We start from the raw sequence: 24998 nt of genomic DNA, 5'->3' as shown, positions 1-24998 counted from the left end.
ACGAAAAGAATCAGGAAGATCCAACTCTAAGAGGATACATTCAAAAATGAACAAATCATACATAAAAAGATTCGCAGCATTTTGTCCAATTTATTTTGGCGAAATGCTTTTTTTGTTCTTTTATAAATATAAAAATAAAAAATAAAAGTTATTTTAAATAAAGCAGTAAAAAGAGATGGAAAAGAGATAAGAGAATAGGGATATTTATTAGTTATTTTAGATAACTATAAATATATAAATGTTAATATGCAATACAAAAATATCAAATCATTTGATGCTTTGATAAGATAATGTTAACCTTGTTTTGTAAGGGTTATCATTTTTTTGCTTTTTAGGAGGTTGGTTTATTAAAAATAACTGATTTGTTTTATGGATAATAAGTTTTATTAGGGGAGTTCGTATAGAAAAAGAGGGGAAGGGTTAAAAATGAAAAAGTTGAAAAAAATTAGTTTGGCAGCGATGTTATTTTCTTCTGTTATTTCTCTGACAACACCATTATTCAGCCACAAAGAACATGTGCATGCTGAAGAAGCACAGGAAATTACAAAAAAAGCGTCTTATCGTAATGTGATGTATTATGGTGATTGGTCGATTTGGGGAGGAGAACAAGAATTTTATCCTAAAGATATTGCCGCAGACCAATTGACGCATTTAAATTATGCCTTTTTGGATTTTGATAGTAATGGTGAGTTGAAATTTACAGATAAAGAAGCCGCTGTAGGTGTACCAGCAGGTGAAGCAGAAGTCGGATGGGGAAATGCTGCTTCTGGTTTGTTGAATGCGCTTCAAAATTTGCGTGGACAAAATAAAAACTTAAAAATTGGCGTGTCATTAGGTGGTTGGTCAAAATCGGGTGATTTTTCTGAAGTTGCAGCTAGTCCTGCGAAACGAAAAAAATTAGTGGAAAACATTACTAAATTCTTAAAATATACCAACATGGATTTCGTTGATATTGATTGGGAATATCCAGCAGATGTTCGTGAGCCTGATCGTGTCGACAACAAAAATGATGAAGGAACACCTAACGCAAAACCAGAGGATAAAGAAAATTATATTTTACTATTAAAAGATATTCGAGCAGCGATCGATAAACAAGGAGTGGAATTAGGTAAGACTTATGAACTTTCTGTAGCATTACCTGCGTCCCAAGGAATGTTGGACAAGGGAATTGACATCAAACAACTATTTGAAGTAGTTGACTTTGCGAATATGATGACTTATGACATGAATGGTGCTTGGAGTGCAACAAGTGGTCATCATACTGCACTTTATGGTAATCCTAACGACCCGAACTATGCAAATGGGTTGTCCGTTGATCAGACCGTTCGCTTTTTGAAAGAACATGGGGCCCCTTCAGAAAAAATCGTTATCGGCGCAGCTTTCTATACTCGTGGGTGGAATGAAGTAGCTAAAGGGACAGACCCAAATACTCCTGGATTATTCCAACCTGCTGAAAAAAGCAATAAAGATGCAGACCAAACGCCGACATATGGTGCGGACAATGAACATTCTCTGGCACTTGGGGATGGTGGCCGAGCAGGTGGAGTTTGGTCCTACCGAAACATTGATGAATTAAAAACTAAAATCCCGACTCTAAAAGAATATTGGGATGATACAGCCAAAGCACCATTTTTATACAGCGAAGTTTCAAAAGAGTTCTTTACCTATGACAATGTAAAATCAATTAATTACAAAACGCAATATGTGAAAGAGCATGAATTAGGTGGTGTAATCTCTTGGATGCAATCGCAAGATAAGCCAACAACGAGTACGAAAAGAGATGAACTGACCAAAGCAATCAAAAATGGGTTGTTTGGTACAGAAAAACTTCCAGAGCATAAAATTGTATCAAGTGATCTAAATGTCGAGGTAGGGATTTCTACTTATTCTGAAAACAGTTCAAAAGGGTATGAATTAGTCATCAAAAATAAAGAAACACTAAATGAAAATTCGGACGTTTTATCAGCTATTGAATCTTCTCACAAGACAATTAAATTACCACGATACACTTTAGCGTTGAATTCAAATGAGATTCTTAGTAGTGGTGATTACAAAGCAGGCGAGGTTTCAACCTCAAATGGAACGGTGACGATCGATTTAAGTGGGGTTTACGAAGGAAAAGAGCTTAAACCAGGGGAGACATATACGTTTAGATTAAAATCAAATGCAACTGATGTATCCGTTGATCATATTGCTTCTATAAATCTAGCACAAAGAATTACAAAAGCCGGTATAGATATCTCGCAACAAACGATTTATGGAGAGGATTCAACTAATCCAACACCAACGCCAACACCAGATCCAGAAGATAAAGAAGCACCATCTATTCCGACTGATCTGACAGCTTCAAATGTGACAGAGACAAGCGTGACGTTGAACTGGACCGCTTCGACGGATAATAAAGGAGTAGCAGGTTATTATGTTTATCGTGACGGACAACAAGTTGGTCAAACAGCTACTACCAATTATATTGACAAATATTTAATGGCTGGTTCAACGTACATTTATACTGTAAAAGCGTTTGATCATTCTGGTAATGTTTCAGAACACAGTCAACCTTTGAGTGTAACAACACTAGATAGCACATCTTCATCAAAATATGAAGCATGTAGTGCTACAAATATTTACAAAGCTGGTGATAAGGTGTCTCATAAAGGGCAAAACTATCAAGCGAAATGGTGGACAAGCGGGGAAGAACCAGGTACTGAACAATGGGGACCTTGGGAGTTGATTGATTAAATTGCTGGTTATTAATGGGTAAAACATACTAAGTTTTAACGTTTGGGACTAATTAATTGGCTCCCATCGCAGTGGAAAAAAGTTCTATTCTACTGTGATGGGAGTTTTTATGCTATCTAAAAGATCAGGCTATGCTCTTAAGGTCAAATGACCAATTGGATAGCCTGTTTTAAGAGGTCTTATGACCGTTGCTTCAACGCTTCATTCCTATAGAATGATTTCTGAAACAACGTTTATTATTTTTAGAATAAAGCGTTAAAGGGATATCATAAACTCATTTTTTTTGCTTTTTCAGTATTCGCAAAATGTAATTTTGCATAATTTGCTAACAAATCAATGCCACCTTTTTCAATGATTTTTGCAGCTATTCGATCCGACTTTGTTCCAGCGCCAGAAGGTAACTCTAGACCGATCTCTGCTGATTCTTTGGCTAATTCTTCTAGAAAACTTGCTCGGCTGATGATCGATGCCGCAGCTACCGCTAAGTGGTATTGTTCTCCTTTGGTCACAAAATAGAGTTTTTCTTGCACTTGATTTTTTTCCAAACGGACATACTTTTTATAATTGCTTTCTGGTGTAAACTGATCGATCAAGATTGCCTCTGGTTTGACAGGAGCAATTTTTTTCAGCAGTAGATGGATCGCTTGATTATGCAAAGCAACTTTCATACGCACAGCATTGTATTTCGGTTGGATCTCGTTATATTTTTTAGGCTCGAGTACTAAAAGTTGATAAGGGATCGTCTTCTTCAAGATACTAGCCAATTGAATGATTTGAGGATCTTTTAATTCTTTTGAATCACGAACGCCTAGTTTTTTTAGTTGTGTTAGTTGCTCCTTGGCCACGTAAGCAGCACAAACTGTCAATGGACCGAAGTAACTCCCATTTCCCACTTCATCACTTCCTAATACAGATAAAGATTCGATGTTCTTAGGCAAAGATGCAGCTGTTTTTCCAGCTTTGGGTTTTGCTGAAGCTGCTTCGCCCCATTGACTTGCTTCTTTTTCGGCATTTGCACCTTGGAACATGACTTTTCCTGAGGTGTATGCAGTGATGGTCGTGCCATTTTTTTTAGCGGCAAATACGGTATAAGGAATTTTTTTAGGTAAAAGATAAGAAAGATAAGCTTGTTTCATTTTTTCCATTTGGGCAGTCGTTACTTTGATGATAATATTACTCATTATGTACCTCCAGTTTAGTTAAATTAATAAATTTAGATGCTTGTTAGATGAAAGATCCCTTAATAGTTCCTTGTCGTTCAGTTGGGGATGAGACATAGCATTTTTTCAAAGTTTATCATATAATGATAAGGTAAATATAAGAAAATTTGTGTACAACTGTTAAATCATTAATTTCATGGTACACTAGATAATAATTTTATCAATAGGGGGAAATGATTCGGATGGCGCACGAAAAAACACGCTATAAAGCAGTGATTGCCGACCAAACTTACACGATTATTGGACGTGAAACAAAGCACCATATGGATATCGTGACAAATTTGATCAATGAACAACTAAAAGAATTGAAGGATTTGTCTCCGCAAATCGATAATGAACAAGCAGCGATCTTAATGGCTGTCAATGCGCTCTCGGATCAATTGAAGAAGCAAGAAAGAAATCTCGAACTTGAAAAAGAAGTAGCAGATTTAAAGAAAAAAATGATCAAATTTGTGGAAATGGAAAATCGAATCAAAAGAATTGAAGCGATTGAAAACGAAGCACGAGAAGTGTTGAAAGAAAACGGACAAGCAGATCGAGAAATCAAGAATCATGTGGAAGCCCAACAAATTTTAAATGAAAAAAGAAAAGGTCAAATCAAACAAAAATCTTCAAATTGATGAAAGAGAAAGGAACAAGACATGTTAAGTCTTTTGATTTTATTTATCTTGCTGCTTGCATTTTTTTCAGGTGCGAGACGAGGATTCTCTATGCAGGTCGTTTATACGATCGGTTATATCTTGTCTTTTATGGCAGCACAGCACTTTTATAAGGATCTAGCAAGTCGTCTGGAATTATATATTCCTTATCCTGCGGTAACATCTAATTCCCAAATGGTCTTTTTTGATCAGACATTTTCTTTCAGATTAGATGAAGCTTTTTATGCAGGAGTCGCCTTTTTGCTGATTTTATTTATCGGAGGATTGCTTACTCGTTTTATCGGGATTTTTGTTCATAGCTTGACCTATATTCCGATCCTAAAACAAGTCGATTGGCTTGCGGGAGGCATCTTATCTTTAATCGTTGCCTATGTCACGATATTTTTGCTCTTGAGTTTATTGACTTTTGTGCCAGTAGATATCGTTCAAAAACAATTTAGTGGAAATAGTCTTGCCCGCTTTATCGTAGAGCAGACACCATTTCTAACCAATAAAATCCATGATTTATGGATAACGAATGTGATAAACTAATCAAAAATTTTTTGTAATAGTATAATAGTAAGTAGTGAAAGAAAAAAACGAAGTTGTGACAGGACAGCAAAGACCAATGAGTCAATGCGAAATGTGACAACTTCTTTTAGTGAAAGTTAGGGTGATAACGTGAATAATCGAATCCTAGAAACATTAGAATTTGAAAAAGTGAAACAGCTTATTCGTCAGTTTGTGGTAACCGCGCAAGGAACAGAAGAACTCGCAAAGTTAGTGCCGATCAACCAACAAGAGAAATTAACAGATTGGTTAGCAGAAACAGAAGATGGCTTAAAAGTTCAAAGGTTACGTGGGGGAATCCCTATTCCTAAGTTAGAGAACATCCGACCTCATATGAAACGAATTGAGATCGGTGCTGATTTAAATGGACTCGAATTAGCGCAAGTTGCACGTGTTTTATCGACTACAAGTGAATTAAAACGATTCTTTGCCGATTTAGCAGATAGCGAAATTGAATTTTTACGTCTTTATTTCTGGGCAGAACAATTGGTGACGATCCCCGAATTGAATCGACGTTTAAAAGAGTCGATTGATGAAGATGGGCGAGTAACAGATGATGCTTCCCCTGAATTAAAAATCATTCGTCAAAATATTCGTCGAAGTGAACAAACGGTGAGAGAACAACTAGATGGCATTGTTCGGGGGAAAAACGCCAAATACTTAAGTGATACGATTATTACCATGCGAAATGATCGCTATGTGATTCCTGTCAAGCAAGAATACCGAGGTGTCTTTGGTGGGGTAGTCCATGATCAAAGTGCTTCTGGTCAAACATTATTCGTTGAACCAAAGCAGATCGTTGAATTAAATAATCGCTTGAGACAGTATCAAATTGCAGAGCGTAATGAGATCCAACGTATTTTAAGTGAACTTTCTGCTGAACTGGTTCCTCATCGACATGAAATCATTCATAACGCATACGTGATCGGTAAACTAGATTTGATGAACGCCAAAGCACGTTTTGGGAAAGAACTGAAAGCCATCGTTCCTGCAATCAGTGTAGAAAATCATGTCATTTTAAAACAAGCAAGACATCCGTTGATTGATCAAGAAAAAGTGGTGGCTAATGATATCAGTATTGGGAAAGAGTACCAAGCGATCGTGATTACTGGTCCAAATACTGGAGGAAAGACGATCACTTTAAAAACTTTAGGATTGTTACAATTGATGGGGCAATCGGGTTTACCGATCCCTGTAGATGAAGAAAGTCAAATCGGTATTTTTGAGGAAGTATTTGCTGACATTGGTGATGAACAGTCCATCGAGCAAAGTCTCTCAACATTTTCTTCCCATATGACAAACACCGTTGATATCTTAGCACATGTGAATGAAAAAAGTTTAGTCTTGTTTGATGAATTAGGCGCAGGAACAGATCCCCAAGAAGGGGCAGCTTTAGCGATTGCTATTTTAGACGATCTTGGGAAAAAATCGGCTTATGTGATGGCTACGACACACTATCCAGAACTAAAAGTTTATGGATACAATCGGGCGAATACAATCAATGCAAGTATGGAATTTGACGTTGATACACTTAGTCCAACGTATCGTCTGTTGATTGGTGTACCAGGGCGAAGTAACGCATTTGAAATCTCTAGCCGCTTAGGATTAGATCAATCAGTCATCAATGAAGCCAAACAATTGATGAATGACGAAAGCCAAGATTTAAATGAAATGATCGCTGATTTAGAAAATCGACGAAAAATGGCTGAAACGGAGTATTTAGAAATGCGCCACTACGTTGATGAAGCACAAGAGTTATATGAAAACTTAAAAGAGGCGTATCGCTATTTCTTTGAAGAACGAGAAAAAGAAATCGAAAAAGCTAAGAAAAAAGCCAATGAATTAGTTTCTGAAGCACAAGAAAATGCGGAAAAAATCATTGCAGATATTCGTAAAATGCAACAACAAGTAGGACAAGGAAATGTAAAAGAGCACCAATTGATTGATGCGAAAACCAAATTGGCAAACTTACATCAAGAAGAACAACTGAAAAAAAATAAAGTGTTGAAAAAAGCCAAAGAACAAAAAACATTGAAACCAGGCGACGAAGTTTTAGTGACAACTTATGGTCAAAGAGGAACCTTGTTACGTAAAAACGGGGAGCAATGGCAAGTGGAAATCGGGATTTTAAAAATGAATGTTTCTGAAAGTGAATTAACGCCCGTTGCTCCACAAAAGGAACCAAAACAGCGGGTCATTCATGCTGTACGTTCTGAATCAGCTAGTCACGTGTCGAACCAACTAGATCTTCGTGGCAAACGCTATGAAGAAGCATTGAGTGAGGTTGACCAATACCTTGATTCAGCGATCCTTGCTGGCTATCCCCAAGTAACGATCGTACATGGAAAAGGGACCGGAGCTTTGCGTCAAGGAATCACTGACTACCTGAAAAATCATCGAAGTGTCAAAAGTTTTGAATTTGCTCCTGCTAACCAAGGCGGTAATGGGGCGACGATCGTTAAATTTAAATAAAACTTACTAAATGTAAGCAGAAGGCTCGTCTCGAATCAAGAAAGGTGCTATAATGACTCTAGACTAAAAAATGGAGGTCTTTGATATGTCACAAGTAGTTACAGATACGACATTTAACGAAGAAACAGATAAAGGCTTAGTATTAATCGACTTTTGGGCAACTTGGTGTGGACCTTGTCGCATGCAAGCACCAATTTTAGATCAGCTGTCAGAAGAATACGATGAAGATGAATTCCGAATCGTAAAAATGGATGTAGATGAAAACCCACAAACACCTCAACAATTTGGGATTATGAGTATTCCAACATTATTGTTGAAAAAAGATGGGCAAGTCGTTGAAAAAGCGGTTGGTGTACACTCGAAAGAGCAATTACGTCAAATGATCGATCAATATTTATAAACATCTGGAATGTTACTGAGATATCAATCAATGGATTGATATCTCGGTTTTTTTGTCCTTAGCACAAATTTCAGTAAAACCTTTCTCTAGTTTATCTAAACCCTCAAACAAGTCTAGGAAACAAATGAGCCGATTACGATTCTTTTTGACAGACATGTTATAATTAATTCAATGAAATTTGAAAGGAAGTATTTCATGAACGAACGTATCAAAAATAAATTAGCCTTACTTCCTGATCAACCTGGCTGCTACTTGATGAAAGATAAAAATGGCACCATCATCTATGTTGGGAAAGCAAAGATTCTCAAAAATAGAGTCCGTTCCTACTTTACAGGTAGTCATAATACCAAAACCGAACGATTAGTTAGTGAGATCGAAGACTTTGAATATATCGTTACAGAATCCAATATCGAAGCTTTACTTTTAGAAATCAATTTGATCAAGAAAAATGATCCTAAATACAATATCATGTTGAAAGATGATAAAACGTATCCTTTTTTGAAAATCACAAACGAAAAGTACCCACGCTTAGTTATTACACGTAAAGTGTTAAAAGACAAAGCAGTTTATTTCGGACCATATCCAGATGTTGGCGCAGCCAACGAGACCAAAAAAATCCTTGATCGGTTGTTTCCGTTACGCAAGTGTAAACCTAGCCAAACGAAAGAACCGTGTTTGTATTATCACTTAGGCCAATGCCTTTGTCCTTATTATTTTGATGTTGATCCACAAGTTTACACGAAAATCGTTGATGAAGTTAAAAGCTTTTTAAATGGTGGCTATGAAAAAGTTGAATCAGAAATCCACCAAAAAATGGTTCAAGCTGCTGAAAAGATGGAATTTGAAAAAGCGGCAGAATACCGCGATCAGATACGAGCCATTGAAACGATTATGACTCGTCAAAAAATGACCAATACAGATCTGGTGGATCGAGATGTTTTTGGTTATGCCATTGACAAAGGCTGGATGTGTGTCCAAGTATTCTTTGTCAGACAGGGGAAATTGATTGAACGGGATGTGTCGATGTTTCCTTTTTATAATGAAGCAGAAGAGGATTTTCTGACTTATATTGGGCAGTTTTATCAAGAAAATGAACATTTTATTCCTAAAGAAGTCTTGATTCCTGACACGATCGATCAACCGAGTGTGGAGGCATTGTTGTCCACAAAAGTTTTACAACCTAAACGTGGTGAAAAGAAAAAATTAGTAGAACTTGCGAATAAAAATGCTACGGTTGCATTGAATGAACGATTTGATTTGATTGCTAGAAAGCAAGAACGAACGATTGGGGCAGTGGAACGTTTAGGGAATGCCATGAATATTCCTACACCTGTTCGGATTGAATCCTTCGATAATTCGAATATCATGGGAACCAATCCAGTAGCGGCAATGGTGGTATTCATCGATGGAAAGCCAGCAAAAAAAGAATACCGCAAATATAAAATCAAAACGGTCACAGGACCAGATGATTATGCTTCGATGCGAGAAGTGATTTATCGAAGATATTCTCGTGTCATTCGAGAAGGTCTCCCTTTGCCTGATTTGATTTTGATCGATGGCGGGAAAGGGCAAGTGGATGTCGCCAAAGATGTTTTAGAAAATCAACTTGGGATCGACATACCAGTGGCTGGTATGGCTAAAAATGATAAGCATAAAACGAATGAACTCCTTTTTGGAAATGAACTTTCGGTGGTTCCATTGGAAAGAAATTCGCCCGAGTTCTTTTTACTTCAACGGGTCCAAGATGAGGTCCATCGGTTTGCGATCACATTCCATAGACAACTACGAAGTAAAAACAGTTTTGCTTCTAAGCTGGATGAAATTGAAGGATTAGGACCGAAAAGAAAAAAATTACTTCTAAAAGAATTTAAATCGTTAAAAAATGTTACGGCAGCAACGATGGAAGAACTCCAACAAATTGGGCTACCAAAAAATGTTGCTCAAAATGTTTTTGATAAATTGCATGAGAACTAGCATAGGACACTTTACAAACCACGTAAAGTGTCCTATGATTTTTTGTATAACAAATGATGTAGAATTCGTTTTAGTTCGACGAGGCGGGAAGCGCTATGATGACTATTGGAAATGATTATAGCCAACCTAGATTGAATAAATGTCAAAATGGTCGTTGTTTCAATGAAAAGTGGGAAAGAATGGTTTTCTTTTTAAACTATACATTTTTCAATAAACTTTGAACCTTTAATTGATAAAGAATCTCTGGACTATTTCATTTTTTGCATTTGTATGCGATTTAAGTTGTCTGAACTATCTGAATATGGTAGAAGAAATGGAGACGAAGGAGTGAGACGATGTTAGAAGTGAAAGATTTGGTTAAGACGTTTGGAGACTATACCGCTGTTGATCATGTGTCTTTTCAAATACCTGATGGAAAGATTATGGGGCTGATCGGACAAAACGGGGCAGGAAAAACCACAACTTTTCGATTGATCTTAGATTTTTTGACACAGGATCAAGGAGAAGTTTTATGGAATGGACAACCTTTGGGAGAAAAAGACTATGACATCATTGGCTATCTTCCTGAAGAACGTGGGTTGTATCCGAAAGTAACGATTCAAGAGCAATTGTTGTATTTTGCTGAATTGAGAGGCAAAAAAAGAAAAGAGATCGAACCAAAAATCGATTTTTGGATGGAAAAGTTCCAAGTAAAAGGAAAGAAAACCGATAAAGTAAAATCATTATCTAAAGGAAATCAACAAAAAGTCCAATTGATTGCTACGTTGATCCATGAACCTAAATTGATCATATTGGACGAGCCATTTAGTGGGCTTGACCCAGTCAATGCAGAATTGCTGAAAGATGGGATCATTGAGTTAAAAGAACATGGCTCATGTGTTATTTTCTCCAGTCACAATATGGATAATGTTGAAAAAATCTGTGATCATTTAATTATGTTGCGTAATGGAAAAATGGTGTTAAGCGGGAAAGTCCATGAAATCAGAAATTCTTTTGGACGTACAAAGCTATTCTTAGAATCTGGCTTGTCCCAGCAGGAAGTTGCAATGATCGAAGGGGTCGAAAAAGTCGTCACTCATGAAGATCAAACGCTTGAAATCACTTTAAACGATCCTGATGTAGGAAAAGAAATCTTTACCCGAGCAACACAATTTGGCTATATTCCAATGTTCAATCAACAACCGCCTACCTTAGAAGAGATATTCAAAATGAAAGCAGGTGAGATTGATGCGTAAATTTTGGATCATTACAAAAGATGTCTATTTAAAAAATGTCAAATCTATCTCTTTCTTGATTATGATCTTAGTGCCATTCATTATGATAGGGATCGTTTATTTAGCAGGCAATTTTGCTCAGCAGAACAGTGAGATCAATAAAATTGGTGTATTGTCCGAAAATCAACAAGTAACGCAACAGCTTGAACAAGTAAAAACCGATGAGTTCAGCTTTCAAGCGGTTGATTCGCAAACAAAAGCTCAAAAAGAATTAGCCGATGAAAAAATTGATGCCTATTTAGTCGTCACGGTCGAAAACGATCAGCTAAAAGGTCAACTTTACAGTGAAAATTCGTTAGGACAAAGTACACAATTATTGATCCAACAGCAATTAACTGGGTTGCAATCACTATTGCGAGCTAGCCAACTGGGACTTTCCCCTGAAGAAGTAGCTAGTCTTAGTCAACCAGCAAGTTTGACTAGACAAAAAGTAAGTTTTGATAGTAATAACAAAATGAAAGTTGGAGAAGATAATTCTGGCGTACAATATGCGATTAGTTATGCAGCAACCATTATCTTATTTATCATTATCCTGACTTATTCACAAATCATCGCGCAAGAAATTGCTTCTGAAAAGGGAACTCGAATCATGGAAGTCATTTTATCAAGTACGACAGCTCAAAAACATTTTTATGGTAAATTGACTGGTGTCTTGTTAGTTGCTTTAACGCAGATGGCTCTATACGGTGTGATCTTGACTGTGGGATTCCAACAATTTAAACATATGGATTTTGTAAAAAGTATCATAGAGAATATTTCACTAGATAAGATCATCGGTCCATTTTTATGGTACGCATTGTTGTTTATGTTCTTTGGTATCTTGATCTTCTCCGTTTTAGCGGCATTATGTGGATCATTAGTCAACAAAGCAGAAGATACAGCAAAAGCGATTTTACCAGTTACTTATCTTTCTTTAGGTGGCTATATGCTTGGGTTGATCTTAGGCGCATCTGATCCAAACAATATCGTGATTCGGATCACGTCCTATATTCCGTTCCTTTCTTCTTATATTATGCCGATTCGATTGGCGAATGAGACAGTTGGAATGACTAGTGTATTGATTTCACTTGTAGTGTTAATCATTGTCACATTCCTGCTAATGTTCTTCTCAGCGAATATGTATAAATCAAATGTTCTTGTTTATAGTGAAGGTGGCTTATGGAGTTCGTTGAAACAGTCACTTTCAATTATGAGAAATGAACGTAAAAAATCCTAACCGACTGACTATTAAAAGCAGTATCGGCACAAGAAAACGGTAAATGAAAAACTAAATGCTGGCGTTATTTCGGTTGATCTACGAAATAACGCCAGCATTTTTTAGGATATTCTAAAGGAAAAAAATCGTTGCCCAATCACTTCAGGACTAAAATTCTTGAACAAAAAAATCAAATAATCCTTGGTCAGTGGGATTGCTTGAATGTGTCAGCTCTGGATGCCATTGTACACCAAATAATCGAACATCCTTATCGAGACTTTCAATCCCTTCCACTAGACCATCAGGTGAAAAGGCTGTGGCTTTTAATGAAGGTGCCAGCTCTTTCAACGCCTGATGATGATAAGAGTTTACCAAATAAGTATCAGGTAGTAGCTGATGTAATAGAGTGTCGGGTAAAATCTCTACTTCATGAGTAGCAAATTGTGGGGCGGTTGGATGCTGTTCATGTTTGACTGACCACTTAGGATAAGTGGTTAAATCTTGATACAAACTACCCCCAAGCACGACATTTAAGAGTTGCATTCCACGACAAACAGCAAAAATTGGTTTGTTTTGTTTGAGTGCCTCGCTGATAAGTGCTGCTTCAAAGAGATCTCTTTGAAGGTTGGTTTCTAAAAGTTTTGGATGGGGAGGTTCATGATACAGTTGTGGGGAAATATCCTGTCCACCGGCTAAGATCAGTTTATCGATTTGGTCAATATAAGCAGAAGCAGTCTTAGGGGATGAGATTGGTAAAACGATCGGTAAACCATTCGCCTGCTGCACAGCATTGACAAAGCCTTGGGGAGTATAGGTTACTTGATTTCCTTGAAAAGTATCTGTCGCTCGGATCAACTGATTTCCAGCAATTCCAATAATGGGTAACATAAACATTCCTCCAAATCGTCTATTCGTTCTATTCTATCAAGAATAAAAAAAATTTAAAACTATTTGAAATAGATCTAGTTTGGGATTACATATGAAGAAAAAATTTTTTTCATGAGAATTTCTTATAAAAAAACAGAGTTACTGAGGAAAAATATGGTGTTTTTATTGAATTTTTTCGTCATTTTGGTACAATAGAATTAAATCACGAATAAAATGGTTGGGCATAATGCTTCAAGGATCGCGTTCTTCAAGGGGTGAGAAGAACATATTGAAGGGCTCAGCATCATTAGTCAACTAAAGGGCACATACTTTCAATGTAACGAGAGCATGTGTCCTTTTTTAATCGAAAGGGGGAAGTGATTGTGACAGAAATGGCACGAATTTTGACAAGAATCAAAGAAGCAGAAGAGAATAATCAGAAAAAAGAAGAGCAGGTCAAAGCTGAACTTGCTCAATATGAACAATTAAAAAATAACGAATTAATCGATTTGAATAAAGAATTCCAAGAACGATTAACCAAGCTAATGAAAGAAAAAAGAAAAAATGAAGAGGAAGTAACTGAAGACGAACAGCACAAACTGGAATTGATTTTAGAACAATTTCGTCAAAAAGTTCTTGAAATAGAAAAAACATATTTAGAAAAAGAAGAAGAGGAAATAGCGAAGAAAAAGAACTTAACGAATGAGATCATTGAAAGGATGAAACAAAAAAATGGCTGTCACTAAAATGGAAAAAGTGACTCTCATTTCAGATAAGAAAAATCGTGAAATCTTGTTGCAAGCAGTTCAAGGACTCCATGCAGTAGAAATCCGTGATCTGTTCCAAGAATCTGAAAACAATCAATGGGTAGAGACGTTTTTTCCTGAACCAGAGATGATCGATAAGGACAAGGAACTTGCGAAATTATCCTATAAATTAACGGATATTCGTACAGCTATCCAATTTATCGAACATCATGGCGAAAAAAGTCAGAAAAAACAACACTTAAAAAGGCGTGAACTTTCGTTATACACCTTGGAAAAAAATTATTCAGAAGAAGCTTTTTCGAAAAAGCTGGAAGAAGTCTTACTTTTGAAGGAACAATGGGAGCAACTGGTAGACGAACGCCAACAATTGGAAGACCAAGAGAATTGGTTGCTCAATTGGCAAAATCTGGATTTGGCGCCTAAAGCATTTGATAGTCAAATGACCAAATTAGTCATTGGAACGGTCAATGCTAAAAATGCTGAATCTTTTAAAGCTGAAGTTGCTGAGATAAACGAAGCCTATTTAGAAGAAATCAACTCTTCACCAACAACGACTTACTTTGCCTACATTGTTTTACGAGCTGACGAGTCACGCATGGAAGAAATCGCCAGTCGTTATGGATTTGTTAAAGAAGACTATCTGTATGAGGGGACACCACAGCAACAGTTAATTGCTGTAAAACAAAGTTTACAGGAAATCAAGGACCAACAAAAGAAACTCTCTTCAGCCATTGGAGCTTGTAGTGGGTATATCAAAGATTTCGAATGGACGGAAGAAATCTTCTTGGCTCGCTCTGAACGAGAATCAATCAAGGACCGGATCATTCATACTCCTTATCTGATTCTGATTCAAGGCTGGGTGGATCATGAAGAAAAACAAGAATTGATCCACATGCTACAAAATGTCTTAGCAAGTGAAGAAGTCTATTTGACCTTTGACGAGCCAACGGACAATGAAATTGCTGAAGAAGTACCGACCAAACTAAAGAATCATCCGATCGTTGCTCCTTTTGAGATGTTAACGGAGATGTATAGTTTACCAAAGTATGAAGAAGTTGATCCAACGCCGTGGATGATGCCGTTTTACCTCGTCTTTTTTGGCATGATGGTGGCGGATATCGGGTATGGGTTACTGATGTTTTTAGGGGCATTTTTACTCCAAAAATTAGTGGTATTGCCACGGGGAATGCAACGTTTTGCAAAATTCTTTGAGATTCTAGCAATCCCTTCGATCATCTGGGGATTTATCTACAGCTCATTTTTTGGGGCGGCATTGCCTAAAGAAATTTTTGGTATTCATTTACCATTTCCAATTTTGTCTACTACAGATGATGTCAACACGATCTTGATTTTATCCGTAATTTTTGGTTTGATCCAAATATTAGTCGGACTATTTATTGCTGCTAAGGAACATATCAAACGAAAAGCATATATCGATGCCGTCAATGATGGGTTTGCTTGGCAAGGGATCTTGCTTGGTATCATTCTGGTTTTATTGGGAACGATGATCCTTAAAAACAACGCCTTTGTTTATTTAGGCGGTGCATTAGCTGTTCTTTCAGCCGTATGTATTTTGATCATTCCTGTTTTCCAATCTTCTTCAAAAGCCAAGGGGATCGCTAAAGGTGCGTATAATTTATATGGTCTAACTGGCTATATCGGAGACTTAGTCAGCTATACACGACTAATGGCACTGGGAATCTCTGGAGGAAGTATTGCCGCAGCTTTCAACATGTTAGTTGCTTTTATGCCTCCAGCTGCTCGTTTTAGTGTCGGAATTTTATTGATCATTGTCCTACAGGCTTTGAATATGTTCTTAACACTTTTGAGTGCCTATGTACATGGCGCAAGATTACAATATGTAGAATTTTTTGGAAAGTTTTACACTGGAGGAGGGCGTTCCTTCAAACCACTAAAAACGGTGGAGAAATACGTCAACATCAATCATAAGAAAAAATAGAAATATTGGAGGAATTTGATACAATGATGGATTATTTGATTACTCAAAATGGTGGAATGGTATTTGCAGTATTAGCGATGGCAACAGCAACGATTTTTTCAGGAATCGGGTCTGCTAAAGGCGTTGGAATGACTGGGGAAGCGGCAGCAGCATTGACGACCAGTCAACCAGAAAAATTCGGACAAGCGTTAATTTTACAATTACTTCCAGGTACCCAAGGCTTATACGGTTTCGTTATCGCCTTCTTGATTTTTATCAACTTAGGCAGCGATATGTCTGTCGTTCAAGGATTGAACTTCTTAGGGGCTTCCTTACCGATTGCCTTTACTGGTTTATTCTCAGGGATCGCTCAAGGGAAGGTTGCAGCAGCTGGTATTCAAATTCTAGCGAAAAAACCTGAGCATGCAACGAAAGGGATCATTTTTGCTGCGATGGTTGAAACATATGCCATCTTAGGTTTCGTTATTTCTTTCTTACTGGTCTTAAATGCGTAATAGCCTAGCTTATAAGGAGGAATGACGGTGGATGCGATTGATAAAATCATCACTCAAATAAATGAAACAGCACAACTCGAACGTGCATCATTCGAAGAAATGAAGCGCAAAGAAATCGATCAAAAATTCGAAGTGAAAAAGTGGCAGATCGAAGCAGATTTTCAGAAAGAAAAAGCAAGTAAACTGGAAGAAATTGAACGAAGTTATCGCCAGTTGAGAAACAAGCAAAAAATGCAAGTGAAACAAGAAATCTTAAATGCGAAACAAGAAGTTTTACAGCGTTTATTCACGGAAGCAACGCTTCAGTTAGAAAATGAACCAAAAGAAGAACAACTTGCGTTGATGAAGCAAATGATCCAAACATTACCGATCAATGGCACAGCTCGCTTGATCCCAGGAGAAAAATCAGCGGATATCTTAACACCTGCGGTCATCGCTGAATGGAATGAAGAACTTCCTTTTGAATTAATCCGGGAAGACTTTACTGAAAAAGCACAAGCAGGGTTGATCATTGATGATGCTGGTATCCAATATAACTTTTTGTTTAGTCACTTGATCAAGGAAATTCAAGAGACGATGAGTGCTGAAATTGCCAAAGAATTATTTGACTAAGGAGGGATTGTCAAATGGAGTATCATGAATTAAATCCCTTGATACGTGGTAGAGAATTAGAGTTGATTTCAAAAGACACGTTTGAGCAAATGATCCAAACCGATTCGATCGATTCACTTGGAGAAATCTTACAATCCACGATCTATCAGCCGTATATCTATGACGGCTTTGACAAGGATTTTGAAGCCAATCTCTCTCAGGAACGCAGCAAATTATTCCAGTGGTTGAAAGAATCTGCACCAGAACCAGAAATCGTTTGGATCTATACGATGCGTTACACTTTCCATAATTTGAAAGTATTGACAAAGGCTGAGATCACAGGGCAAAACCTTGATCACCTTTACATCCATGATGGATTTTATTCGCTGGAAGTGTTGAAAGATGCGATTCACACGCAAGTGTCGGTGGAATTGCCAGACAGTCTCATGGATTATATTCGAGAAGTTCATGAATATTGCGAAGAATCGACTATTTTACAAGGGATCGATGTGATTTATGACCGTTGTTTTCTAACCGAGCAACGTCGCTTAGGGGAACAGCTTGGTTACCCTGAACTATTAGAAGAGATCATTGCTTTTATCGATTTAACGAATATCACCACGACAGCAAGAGGGATCTTGCAGCAACGTTCTGCAGGTTTTATGACAACAGTTATTTCAAGTTCAGGAAATATTCCGAAAGACACATTGCTTTTCTTTGTTCGTGGGGAAATGGCATCTTTTACTCAGTTTTTACTGACAACAGATTACAGTGAGCTATTAAAGCAAGTCATCCATGAAGAACAGATTGATTTAGTCAGTTTGGAACAATTGAAAGATGATTATTTAAGTTCTTTTTATCAAGTAGCACAGACACAAGCGTTTGGCCCGTTACCATTACTAGCTTTTTTGAACGCAAAAGAAGTCGAAAGTAAAAATCTGCGCCTTTTGATCATTGGCAAACGAAATCACTTTTCACTGGAACAACTAAAAGAAAGGATGAGACAGGTCTATGACTTATAAAATCGGAGTAGTAGGTGACAAGGATTCTGTCTCGCCTTTTCGATTATTTGGCTTTGATGTACAGCATGGTACGACAAAGACTGAAATAAGAAAAACAATCGATGAGATGGCTAAGAATGAATATGGTGTGATCTATATCACCGAACAATGTGCAAATCTGGTCCCTGAAACGATTGAGCGCTATAAAGGACAATTGACACCTGCGATCATTTTGATTCCTAGTCATCAAGGAACCCTTGGTATCGGTTTAGAAGAGATCCAAAATAGTGTGGAAAAAGCTGTTGGACAAAATATTTTATAATAGGAAAAGGAGATAGTCATTTGCAAATTGGAAAAATCATAAAAGTCTCCGGTCCTCTCGTTATGGCAGAAAATATGTCAGAAGCAAGTATTCAAGACATGTGTTTAGTGGGAGATTTAGGAGTCATTGGTGAAATCATTGAGATGCGTCAAGATGTGGCGTCTATTCAAGTATATGAAGAAACTTCAGGAATTGGTCCCGGAGAACCTGTTCGTTCAACTGGGGAAGCACTATCTGTTGAGCTAGGACCAGGAATCATTTCACAAATGTTTGACGGGATTCAAAGACCACTGGATACATTTATGGAAGTGACTCAAAGTAACTTCTTAGGACGTGGGATCCAATTACCAGCTTTAGATCATGAGAAACAATGGTGGTTTGAAGCGACAATCGAAGAAGGAACAGAAGTAAGTGCTGGAGACATCATTGGGTACGTGGATGAAACGAAGATCATTCAGCACAAAATCATGGTCCCTAATGGTATCAAAGGAACTGTACAAAAAATTGAATCTGGATCATTTACGATTGATGATCCGATTTGTGTGATCGAAACGGAACAAGGCTTAAAAGAGTTGACGATGATGCAAAAATGGCCAGTACGTCGTGGTCGACCAATCAAACAAAAATTAAATCCAGATGTACCGATGATCACCGGTCAAAGGGTCATTGACACGTTTTTCCCAGTAACTAAAGGAGGAGCGGCAGCCGTTCCAGGTCCGTTTGGTGCAGGGAAGACAGTTGTGCAACACCAGATTGCTAAGTGGTCGGACGTAGATCTAGTGGTTTACGTTGGTTGTGGGGAACGAGGAAATGAAATGACGGATGTCGTCAATGAATTTCCTGAACTGATCGATCCAAATACGGGCGAGTCTTTGATGGAACGAACTGTGTTGATCGCTAATACATCGAACATGCCAGTAGCTGCTCGAGAAGCTTCTATTTATACGGGAATCACGATTGCCGAGTACTTCCGTGACATGGGGTATGATGTAGCAATCATGGCAGATTCCACTTCTCGTTGGGCAGAAGCACTGCGTGAAATGAGCGGACGTTTAGAAGAAATGCCTGGTGATGAAGGTTATCCCGCTTATCTGGGCTCTCGTCTAGCTGAATACTATGAACGTTCAGGACGTGTCATTGCTCTAGGCTCTGACCAACGTGAGGGCAGTATCACTGCCATCAGTGCGGTTTCTCCTTCTGGTGGAGATATCTCTGAACCAGTGACTCAAAATACCTTACGAGTGGTGAAGGTTTTCTGGGGATTAGATTCTAGTCTTGCTCAAAAAAGACATTTTCCATCGATTAACTGGATCCAAAGTTACTCATTATATTCAACAGAAGTTGGCAGATATATGGATCAAATCTTACAACAGGATTGGTCTGATATGGTAACTGAAGGCATGCGGATCTTGCAAGAAGAAGAACAATTAAATGAAATCGTGCGCTTGGTAGGGATCGATTCGCTTTCTGATAACGATCGCTTGACCCTTGAAGTAGCAAAATCGATTCGAGAAGACTATTTACAACAAAATGCTTTTGATGATGTAGATACGTTTACTTCAAGAGAAAAACAATTCAACATGTTGAAAGTTATTTTGACTTTTGGGAAAGAAGCTCGAAAAGCCTTATCGTTGGGAGCGTACTTCAATGAAATCATGGAAGGTACGGTAGCGGTCAGAGAACGCATTAGTCGGAGCAAGTATATTCCAGAAGAAGAGTTAGCCAAAATTAGTAGTATAAATGAAGAAATCAAAGAAACGATCCAATTGATTGTTTCAGAAGGAGGGATGACCGATGATTAAAGAATATCGTACAATCAAAGAAGTGGTCGGCCCTTTGATGGCAGTCGAAAAAGTTTCGGGAGTCAAATATGAAGAATTGATTGAAGTTCGGATGCAAAACGGCGAGATTCGTCGTGGACAAGTACTAGAAGTCCAAGAAGACAAAGCGATGGTTCAGATCTTTGAAGGAACCAGTGGAATCAATCTAAAAAATTCTTCCGTACGCTTTTTAGGACACCCTTTACAATTAGGAGTAGCAGAAGACATGATCGGTCGGGTTTTTGATGGTCTTGGTCGACCAAAAGACAATGGACCTGAAATCTTGCCAGAAAAATATTTAGATATCAATGGCGAAGTAATCAATCCAATTGCCAGAGATTATCCCGATGAATTTATCCAAACAGGGATTTCAGCAATCGATCATTTGAATACATTAGTTCGTGGTCAAAAATTGCCGGTTTTTTCTGGCTCAGGTTTACCACACAAAGAGTTGGCTGCCCAAATTGCTCGCCAAGCAACTGTTTTGGATTCTTCCGATGATTTTGCTGTGGTTTTTGCTGCCATCGGTATTACTTTTGAAGAAGCCGAATTTTTTATGGAAGACTTTAGACAAACAGGTGCGATTGACCGCTCCGTTATGTTTATGAATTTAGCTAATGATCCAGCAATCGAACGAATCGCCACACCAAGAATGGCATTGACGGCCGCTGAATATTTAGCTTATGAAAAAGGCATGCACGTCTTAGTCATCATGACCGATATGACCAACTATGCAGAAGCGCTCAGAGAAATTTCGGCCGCACGTCGAGAAGTTCCTGGTCGTCGTGGTTATCCAGGCTATCTTTACACAAACTTAGCCACCTTATTTGAACGGGCTGGACGGATTAGAGGATTGAAAGGTTCTGTAACTCAAATTCCGATTTTGACGATGCCAGAAGATGATAAGACTCATCCGATTCCCGATTTGACGGGCTATATCACAGAAGGTCAGATCATTTTAACGAGAGAGCTTTATAAGAGTGGGATTCAACCACCAATCGATGTCTTGCCTTCTCTTTCACGGTTGAAGGACAAAGGAACAGGTGCCGGTAAAACGAGAGAAGACCACGCAGCAACGATGAACCAATTGTTTGCCGCCTATGCGCAAGGAAAACAAGCGAAGGAATTAGCTGTCGTTTTAGGTGAATCTGCCTTGTCAGATATTGATAAAATCTATGCAAAGTTTGCGGAACGATTTGAAAACGAATATGTCAACCAAGGATTTTACACCAATCGGACGATCACAGAAACGCTTGACTTAGGTTGGGAACTGTTGGCGATGCTTCCAAGAACCGAGTTAAAACGAATCAAGGATGATTTACTGGATAAGTATTTGCCAGAAGGGAAGTGAGTTCCTTATGCGATTAAACGTCAATCCTACGAGAATGGAGCTAACTCGTTTAAAGAAACAATTAACGACAGCGACAAGGGGACATAAACTTTTAAAGGATAAACAAGATGAATTGATGCGTCAATTTATTTTACTGATCCGTAAAAATAATGAGTTACGCCAAGCAATAGAAAAAGAAACCCAAACCGCAATGAAAGATTTTGTCTTAGCAAAGTCAACAGTCGAAGAAGCTTTTATTGACGAACTTTTGGCATTACCAGCGGAAAACGTCTCACTTTCTGTAGTTGAGAAAAATATTATGAGTGTCAAAGTTCCCCTCATGAATTTTCAATACGATGAAACATTGAATGAGACACCATTAGAGTATGGCTATCTTCATTCTAATGCAGAGTTGGATCGTTCGATCGATGGTTTTACGCAGCTCTTACCAAAGCTTTTGAAGCTGGCAGAAGTTGAAAAAACATGTCAACTCATGGCTGAAGAGATCGAGAAAACCAGAAGAAGGGTCAATGCGTTAGAATATATGACGATTCCTCAATTGGAAGAAACGATTTATTATATTAAAATGAAGCTAGAAGAAAACGAACGAGCAGAAGTAACTCGCCTGATCAAAGTGAAAAATATGGGAACAGAAGAGTAAGGCTGATCCAATTCAGCATTCTAATGGCTTTTTTCATGATCGAAACAAATCGAATTTAGCGTAAGAAGAAAAAGTAGTAATTTATTTTTCTTCTTGCGCTCGTTTGCTTATAATGGAAAGAGGTCGTGAAAGAAGCGGTCAGCTCCGAGCGAATAAGAGAGGATTTTTTTAATAGCTTCTCCTATTTTAGAAAATCATCGCTTATTGTTGAGGAGTTGCTTCACGCCAATGATTCATTTTGTACCTATTTATGATCGCAGAACAAAATGTCGTTCTGAGATCTTAGATAAAAATTAAGCATAAGGAATGACTATCATGAAAAAAAGAGTAAGAAAACGATTATCACCTGTCCAGCTAATTGCTGCTGGTTTTTTTATCTTGATCCTGTTTGGAGGTAGTTTACTGACGTTACCATTTTTTAGCCGCAGCGGAGAAAGCACCCATTTTATTGATGCCTTATTCACTGCAACCTCAGCTGTTTGTGTGACTGGTTTGACGACACTGAATACTGCGGAGCATTGGAATAGTGCAGGACAGTTTTTGATCATGACCTTGATTGAAATCGGTGGGTTAGGCTTTATGATGATCCCGATCCTCTTTTTTGCTATTGCGAAGAAAAAAATCAGTTTTAGTATGCGGATTGTGCTAAAGGAAGCCTTAAACCTTGAAGAGATGTCGGGTGTAATTAAGTTAATGATCTATATCTTAAAATTTGCGGTGGTGATCCAAGTAATCGGGGCGGTTGCTTTGAGTGTAGTTTTTATTCCTGAATTTGGTTGGGCTAAAGGAGTCTGGTTTAGTATCTTTCATGCCGTTTCTAGTTTTTGTAATGCAGGATTTGATTTATTAGGAGACAGTCTACTCGCGGATCAAACAAATGTTTACCTGATCATGGTCGTTTCAGCGTTGATCATTGCAGGTGGATTAGGTTTTATTGTCTGGCGTGATATTCTAAGTTATCATCGGGTCAAAAAAATCACACTACATTCAAAAGTCGCCTTATCTGTAACTGCACTCTTATTAATTGGTGGATTTATTTTATTTTTCATCACTGAAAGAAATGGACTGACTTTAGTTAAAGGTACGTTTACAGAAAGATTAGCGAATACATTTTTTATGAGTGTGACCCCAAGAACAGCAGGCTATTACTCTATTGATTATTTACAGATGAGTCATGCAGGATTGATTTTAACGATGTTTTTGATGTACATCGGAGGAACTTCTGGTTCGACAGCTGGAGGACTGAAAACTACGACATTAGGAATTTTATTGATCCAAATGCATGCCATGTTTAAAGGAAAGACACGAGCAGAAGCCTTCGGTCGAACCATTCGCCAAGCAGCTGTGCTACGTGCATTGACTCTTTTCTTTGTAACTCTCTCTTTATGTGTTGTTGCGATCATGGTCCTATCTGTGACGGAGACGATTCCCAAAACGTCAGGAATCGAATATATTGCGTTTGAAGTCTTTTCCGCTTTTGGGACAGTTGGTTTGACGATGGGGTTGACCCCGGATTTGACATTGATCGGAAAACTAGTCATTATTTCTTTGATGTATATCGGTCGAGTAGGAATCATGACAGTCGTTTTTTCACTACTAGTAAAAGCGAACAGGACAGAAGCCAATTACAAATACCCAGAAGAAAGCATCATGCTTGGGTAGTTGTGAAGGTATCGGGGAGTTCCGATGATAATAAAAAAGAAACGCTCAAAACAAGAGAAGCTGTTTTGAGCGTTTTTTTAACAACCTTATCCCCGAATAACTTCGATTTTATATCCGTCAGGGTCAACAACGAAATAATAAGAAGGAGCTGTTCCTGGAAGTCCTTTTAGGTCTGTCACATTGAATCCTTCTGCTTGGTGTTTTTCGTGAAGTGCTTCTAAATCATCCGCAGCAATAGCAATGTGTCCATAGCCATTCCCTAGATCATAGCCTTCATGATCATAGTTATAAGTTAATTCTAATTCGTAGTCATCTCCTGGTAAAGTTAAATAAACAAGGGTGAATTTGTTTTCCGGAAAATCACGACGACGACTTTCTTCAAAGCCAAACGCTTTTTGGTAAAATTCTAATGAAGCGTCAAGATCTTTCACTCGAACGCAAGTATGAGCCATTTTCATAAATAACTACTTCCTTTCCTTTTTTTTCATCATAACAAAAAAAGAAAGAGCAATAGAAGATTTGCGCTTGTTTATGAGAAAACTCTCATGTAAAATAAAAAGTAAATAAGCTTAAGGTGGACAAAATGATGGATAAACCAGTATTTGGTGAAAAAGAAGCAGGGGTCCAGTATTCCCCACGATATGCTGCCTATATCATCGTGGAAGAAAAGAACAAACTAGCTTTGATTGAAGCTCCAAATGGTGCTTATTTTTTACCTGGTGGAGAGATCGAAGCGATGGAAACAAAAGAAGCAGCTCTTAAGAGAGAACTCCTTGAGGAAATGGGGATCGTCGCAGAAATTGCGACTTATTTAGGGGAAGCGGATGAGTATTTTTATTCCAATTACCGTCAGACCTATTACTATAACCCAGGCTACTTTTATGTGGCAAACGGCTGGCAACAAGTGGCAGAACCAACTGAAAAGACGAATACTATTTGGTGGGTCACATCACAAGAAGCCATTGAAAAATTAAAACGAGGTAGCCACAAGTGGGCGGTTGAAAAATGGTTATTGAACAATTAAAACAATTAAAACAATTA

At 38.0% G+C, this 24998-nt stretch carries 22 protein-coding genes and 1 other annotated feature; of the genes, 19 read left to right on the top strand and 3 right to left on the bottom strand.

Going from position 1 to position 24998, the window contains the following annotated elements; translation table 11 throughout:
- The first annotated feature begins 426 nt into the window (after positions 1–426).
- On the top strand, positions 427–2739 hold the full coding sequence (locus tag AB5M32_RS05115) for a glycosyl hydrolase family 18 protein (protein ID WP_368024355.1): 2313 nt from the start codon (positions 427–429) through the stop codon (positions 2737–2739).
- Positions 2740–3005: 266 nt separating this feature from the next.
- On the opposite strand, the gene rnhC is transcribed toward AB5M32_RS05115, so the two are convergent.
- Positions 3006–3920, bottom strand: a complete 915-nt coding sequence (gene rnhC / locus AB5M32_RS05110) for a ribonuclease HIII (protein WP_053765717.1) — start codon at positions 3918–3920, stop codon at positions 3006–3008.
- Between the two features lie 221 nt (positions 3921–4141).
- Between rnhC and zapA the strand changes: the two genes are divergently transcribed.
- The 7 genes from zapA (at position 4142) to AB5M32_RS05075 (ending at position 12503) form a co-directional block, all read left to right on the top strand.
- Positions 4142–4579: a cell division protein ZapA gene (gene zapA, locus AB5M32_RS05105; RefSeq protein WP_010718651.1), complete on the top strand. Its 438-nt coding sequence runs from the start codon at positions 4142–4144 to the stop codon at positions 4577–4579.
- Between the two features lie 21 nt (positions 4580–4600).
- Complete coding sequence (locus AB5M32_RS05100) at positions 4601–5149, top strand: CvpA family protein (protein WP_010718650.1); 549 nt, start codon at positions 4601–4603, stop codon at positions 5147–5149.
- A 129-nt stretch (positions 5150–5278) separates the two neighbouring features.
- Positions 5279–7639, top strand: coding sequence for an endonuclease MutS2 (locus AB5M32_RS05095; protein ID WP_178285776.1), 2361 nt, complete (start codon positions 5279–5281; stop codon positions 7637–7639).
- An 85-nt stretch (positions 7640–7724) separates the two neighbouring features.
- Entirely contained in the window at positions 7725–8039 is a 315-nt protein-coding gene (trxA, locus tag AB5M32_RS05090) for a thioredoxin (protein ID WP_010718648.1), read from the top strand.
- Between the two features lie 195 nt (positions 8040–8234).
- A complete protein-coding gene (gene uvrC / locus AB5M32_RS05085) occupies positions 8235–10013 on the top strand; it encodes an excinuclease ABC subunit UvrC (RefSeq protein ID WP_010738020.1) in 1779 nt (592 codons plus the stop codon).
- A 335-nt stretch (positions 10014–10348) separates the two neighbouring features.
- A complete protein-coding gene (locus AB5M32_RS05080; RefSeq protein ID WP_010718646.1) occupies positions 10349–11248 on the top strand; it encodes an ABC transporter ATP-binding protein in 900 nt (299 codons plus the stop codon).
- Positions 11241–12503: an ABC transporter permease gene (locus AB5M32_RS05075; protein WP_178285777.1), complete on the top strand. Its 1263-nt coding sequence runs from the start codon at positions 11241–11243 to the stop codon at positions 12501–12503. The genes AB5M32_RS05080 and AB5M32_RS05075 overlap by 8 nt, the downstream gene beginning before the upstream one ends.
- A gap of 147 nt (positions 12504–12650) precedes the next feature.
- Here the strand turns inward: AB5M32_RS05075 and AB5M32_RS05070 are convergent, their stop codons facing one another.
- A complete protein-coding gene (locus tag AB5M32_RS05070; RefSeq protein WP_010718644.1) occupies positions 12651–13370 on the bottom strand; it encodes a gamma-glutamyl-gamma-aminobutyrate hydrolase family protein in 720 nt (239 codons plus the stop codon).
- Positions 13371–13585: 215 nt separating this feature from the next.
- Positions 13586–13634: a sequence feature (sodium ion sensor (DUF1646 type); this cis-regulatory element may regulate processes involved in with the transportation of sodium ions), on the top strand.
- Positions 13635–13741: 107 nt separating this feature from the next.
- On the opposite strand from AB5M32_RS05070, the gene AB5M32_RS05065 reads away from it, so the two are divergent.
- The 10 genes from AB5M32_RS05065 (at position 13742) to AB5M32_RS05020 (ending at position 23957) form a co-directional block, all read left to right on the top strand.
- Positions 13742–14095, top strand: a complete 354-nt coding sequence (locus tag AB5M32_RS05065; RefSeq protein WP_192924300.1) for an ATPase V — start codon at positions 13742–13744, stop codon at positions 14093–14095.
- Positions 14082–16076, top strand: coding sequence for a V-type ATP synthase subunit I (locus AB5M32_RS05060; protein ID WP_368024354.1), 1995 nt, complete (start codon positions 14082–14084; stop codon positions 16074–16076). Before AB5M32_RS05065 ends, AB5M32_RS05060 begins: the two co-directional genes overlap by 14 nt.
- Before the next feature lie 23 nt (positions 16077–16099).
- Positions 16100–16570, top strand: coding sequence for a V-type ATP synthase subunit K (locus AB5M32_RS05055; RefSeq protein WP_010738015.1), 471 nt, complete (start codon positions 16100–16102; stop codon positions 16568–16570).
- A 27-nt stretch (positions 16571–16597) separates the two neighbouring features.
- The gene (ntpE, locus tag AB5M32_RS05050; protein WP_010738014.1) at positions 16598–17182 is read left to right on the top strand and encodes a V-type sodium ATPase subunit E; all 585 of its coding nucleotides are present in this window, start codon (positions 16598–16600) and stop codon (positions 17180–17182) included.
- Between the two features lie 14 nt (positions 17183–17196).
- A complete protein-coding gene (locus AB5M32_RS05045; protein WP_178285782.1) occupies positions 17197–18183 on the top strand; it encodes a V-type ATPase subunit in 987 nt (328 codons plus the stop codon).
- Entirely contained in the window at positions 18173–18484 is a 312-nt protein-coding gene (locus AB5M32_RS05040; RefSeq protein WP_010718638.1) for a V-type ATP synthase subunit F, read from the top strand. The genes AB5M32_RS05045 and AB5M32_RS05040 overlap by 11 nt, the downstream gene beginning before the upstream one ends.
- A 20-nt stretch (positions 18485–18504) precedes the next feature.
- Complete coding sequence (locus tag AB5M32_RS05035) at positions 18505–20286, top strand: V-type ATP synthase subunit A (protein ID WP_178285784.1); 1782 nt, start codon at positions 18505–18507, stop codon at positions 20284–20286.
- Entirely contained in the window at positions 20279–21655 is a 1377-nt protein-coding gene (locus tag AB5M32_RS05030) for a V-type ATP synthase subunit B (protein WP_178285786.1), read from the top strand. The genes AB5M32_RS05035 and AB5M32_RS05030 overlap by 8 nt, the downstream gene beginning before the upstream one ends.
- Before the next feature lie 7 nt (positions 21656–21662).
- A complete protein-coding gene (locus AB5M32_RS05025) occupies positions 21663–22295 on the top strand; it encodes a V-type ATP synthase subunit D (RefSeq protein ID WP_080292479.1) in 633 nt (210 codons plus the stop codon).
- Positions 22296–22610: 315 nt separating this feature from the next.
- Complete coding sequence (locus tag AB5M32_RS05020; RefSeq protein WP_178285788.1) at positions 22611–23957, top strand: TrkH family potassium uptake protein; 1347 nt, start codon at positions 22611–22613, stop codon at positions 23955–23957.
- An 86-nt stretch (positions 23958–24043) separates the two neighbouring features.
- Here AB5M32_RS05020 and AB5M32_RS05015 read toward each other — a convergent pair whose 3' ends face one another.
- On the bottom strand, positions 24044–24415 hold the full coding sequence (locus AB5M32_RS05015) for a VOC family protein (RefSeq protein WP_010718633.1): 372 nt from the start codon (positions 24413–24415) through the stop codon (positions 24044–24046).
- A 128-nt stretch (positions 24416–24543) separates the two neighbouring features.
- Between AB5M32_RS05015 and AB5M32_RS05010 the strand changes: the two genes are divergently transcribed.
- Positions 24544–24981 (top strand): NUDIX hydrolase, encoded by a 438-nt coding sequence (locus AB5M32_RS05010; RefSeq protein ID WP_178285790.1) that lies wholly within the window; start codon positions 24544–24546, stop codon positions 24979–24981.
- Positions 24982–24998: the final 17 nt, after the last annotated feature.

The sequence above is a fragment of the Enterococcus sp. C57 genome (genome assembly GCF_040887305.1).
In the GTDB taxonomy this organism is placed as follows: domain Bacteria; phylum Bacillota; class Bacilli; order Lactobacillales; family Enterococcaceae; genus Enterococcus_B; species Enterococcus_B hirae.
Note: the sequence above shows the minus strand (reverse complement) of the source record. Positions and strands in the feature narration are given on the sequence as shown.

Bases quoted from the DNA above. Each gene is read 5' to 3' on its own strand.
- AB5M32_RS05025 (WP_080292479.1), top strand. From the start codon at position 21,663: ATGCGATTAAACGTCAATCCTACGAGAATGGAGCTAACTCGTTTAAAG.
- zapA (WP_010718651.1), top strand. From the start codon at position 4,142: ATGGCGCACGAAAAAACACGCTATAAAGCAGTGATTGCCGACCAAACT.
- AB5M32_RS05115 (WP_368024355.1), top strand. From the start codon at position 427: ATGAAAAAGTTGAAAAAAATTAGTTTGGCAGCGATGTTATTTTCTTCT.
- trxA (WP_010718648.1), top strand. From the start codon at position 7,725: ATGTCACAAGTAGTTACAGATACGACATTTAACGAAGAAACAGATAAA.
- AB5M32_RS05020 (WP_178285788.1), top strand. From the start codon at position 22,611: ATGAAAAAAAGAGTAAGAAAACGATTATCACCTGTCCAGCTAATTGCT.
- AB5M32_RS05065 (WP_192924300.1), top strand. From the start codon at position 13,742: ATGGCACGAATTTTGACAAGAATCAAAGAAGCAGAAGAGAATAATCAG.
- AB5M32_RS05060 (WP_368024354.1), top strand. From the start codon at position 14,082: ATGGCTGTCACTAAAATGGAAAAAGTGACTCTCATTTCAGATAAGAAA.
- AB5M32_RS05045 (WP_178285782.1), top strand. From the start codon at position 17,197: ATGGAGTATCATGAATTAAATCCCTTGATACGTGGTAGAGAATTAGAG.
- AB5M32_RS05070 (WP_010718644.1), bottom strand. From the start codon at position 13,370: ATGTTACCCATTATTGGAATTGCTGGAAATCAGTTGATCCGAGCGACA.
- AB5M32_RS05010 (WP_178285790.1), top strand. From the start codon at position 24,544: ATGGATAAACCAGTATTTGGTGAAAAAGAAGCAGGGGTCCAGTATTCC.
- AB5M32_RS05055 (WP_010738015.1), top strand. From the start codon at position 16,100: ATGATGGATTATTTGATTACTCAAAATGGTGGAATGGTATTTGCAGTA.
- rnhC (WP_053765717.1), bottom strand. From the start codon at position 3,920: ATGAGTAATATTATCATCAAAGTAACGACTGCCCAAATGGAAAAAATG.
- AB5M32_RS05100 (WP_010718650.1), top strand. From the start codon at position 4,601: ATGTTAAGTCTTTTGATTTTATTTATCTTGCTGCTTGCATTTTTTTCA.
- uvrC (WP_010738020.1), top strand. From the start codon at position 8,235: ATGAACGAACGTATCAAAAATAAATTAGCCTTACTTCCTGATCAACCT.
- AB5M32_RS05040 (WP_010718638.1), top strand. From the start codon at position 18,173: ATGACTTATAAAATCGGAGTAGTAGGTGACAAGGATTCTGTCTCGCCT.
- AB5M32_RS05030 (WP_178285786.1), top strand. From the start codon at position 20,279: ATGATTAAAGAATATCGTACAATCAAAGAAGTGGTCGGCCCTTTGATG.
- AB5M32_RS05015 (WP_010718633.1), bottom strand. From the start codon at position 24,415: ATGAAAATGGCTCATACTTGCGTTCGAGTGAAAGATCTTGACGCTTCA.
- AB5M32_RS05080 (WP_010718646.1), top strand. From the start codon at position 10,349: ATGTTAGAAGTGAAAGATTTGGTTAAGACGTTTGGAGACTATACCGCT.
- AB5M32_RS05075 (WP_178285777.1), top strand. From the start codon at position 11,241: ATGCGTAAATTTTGGATCATTACAAAAGATGTCTATTTAAAAAATGTC.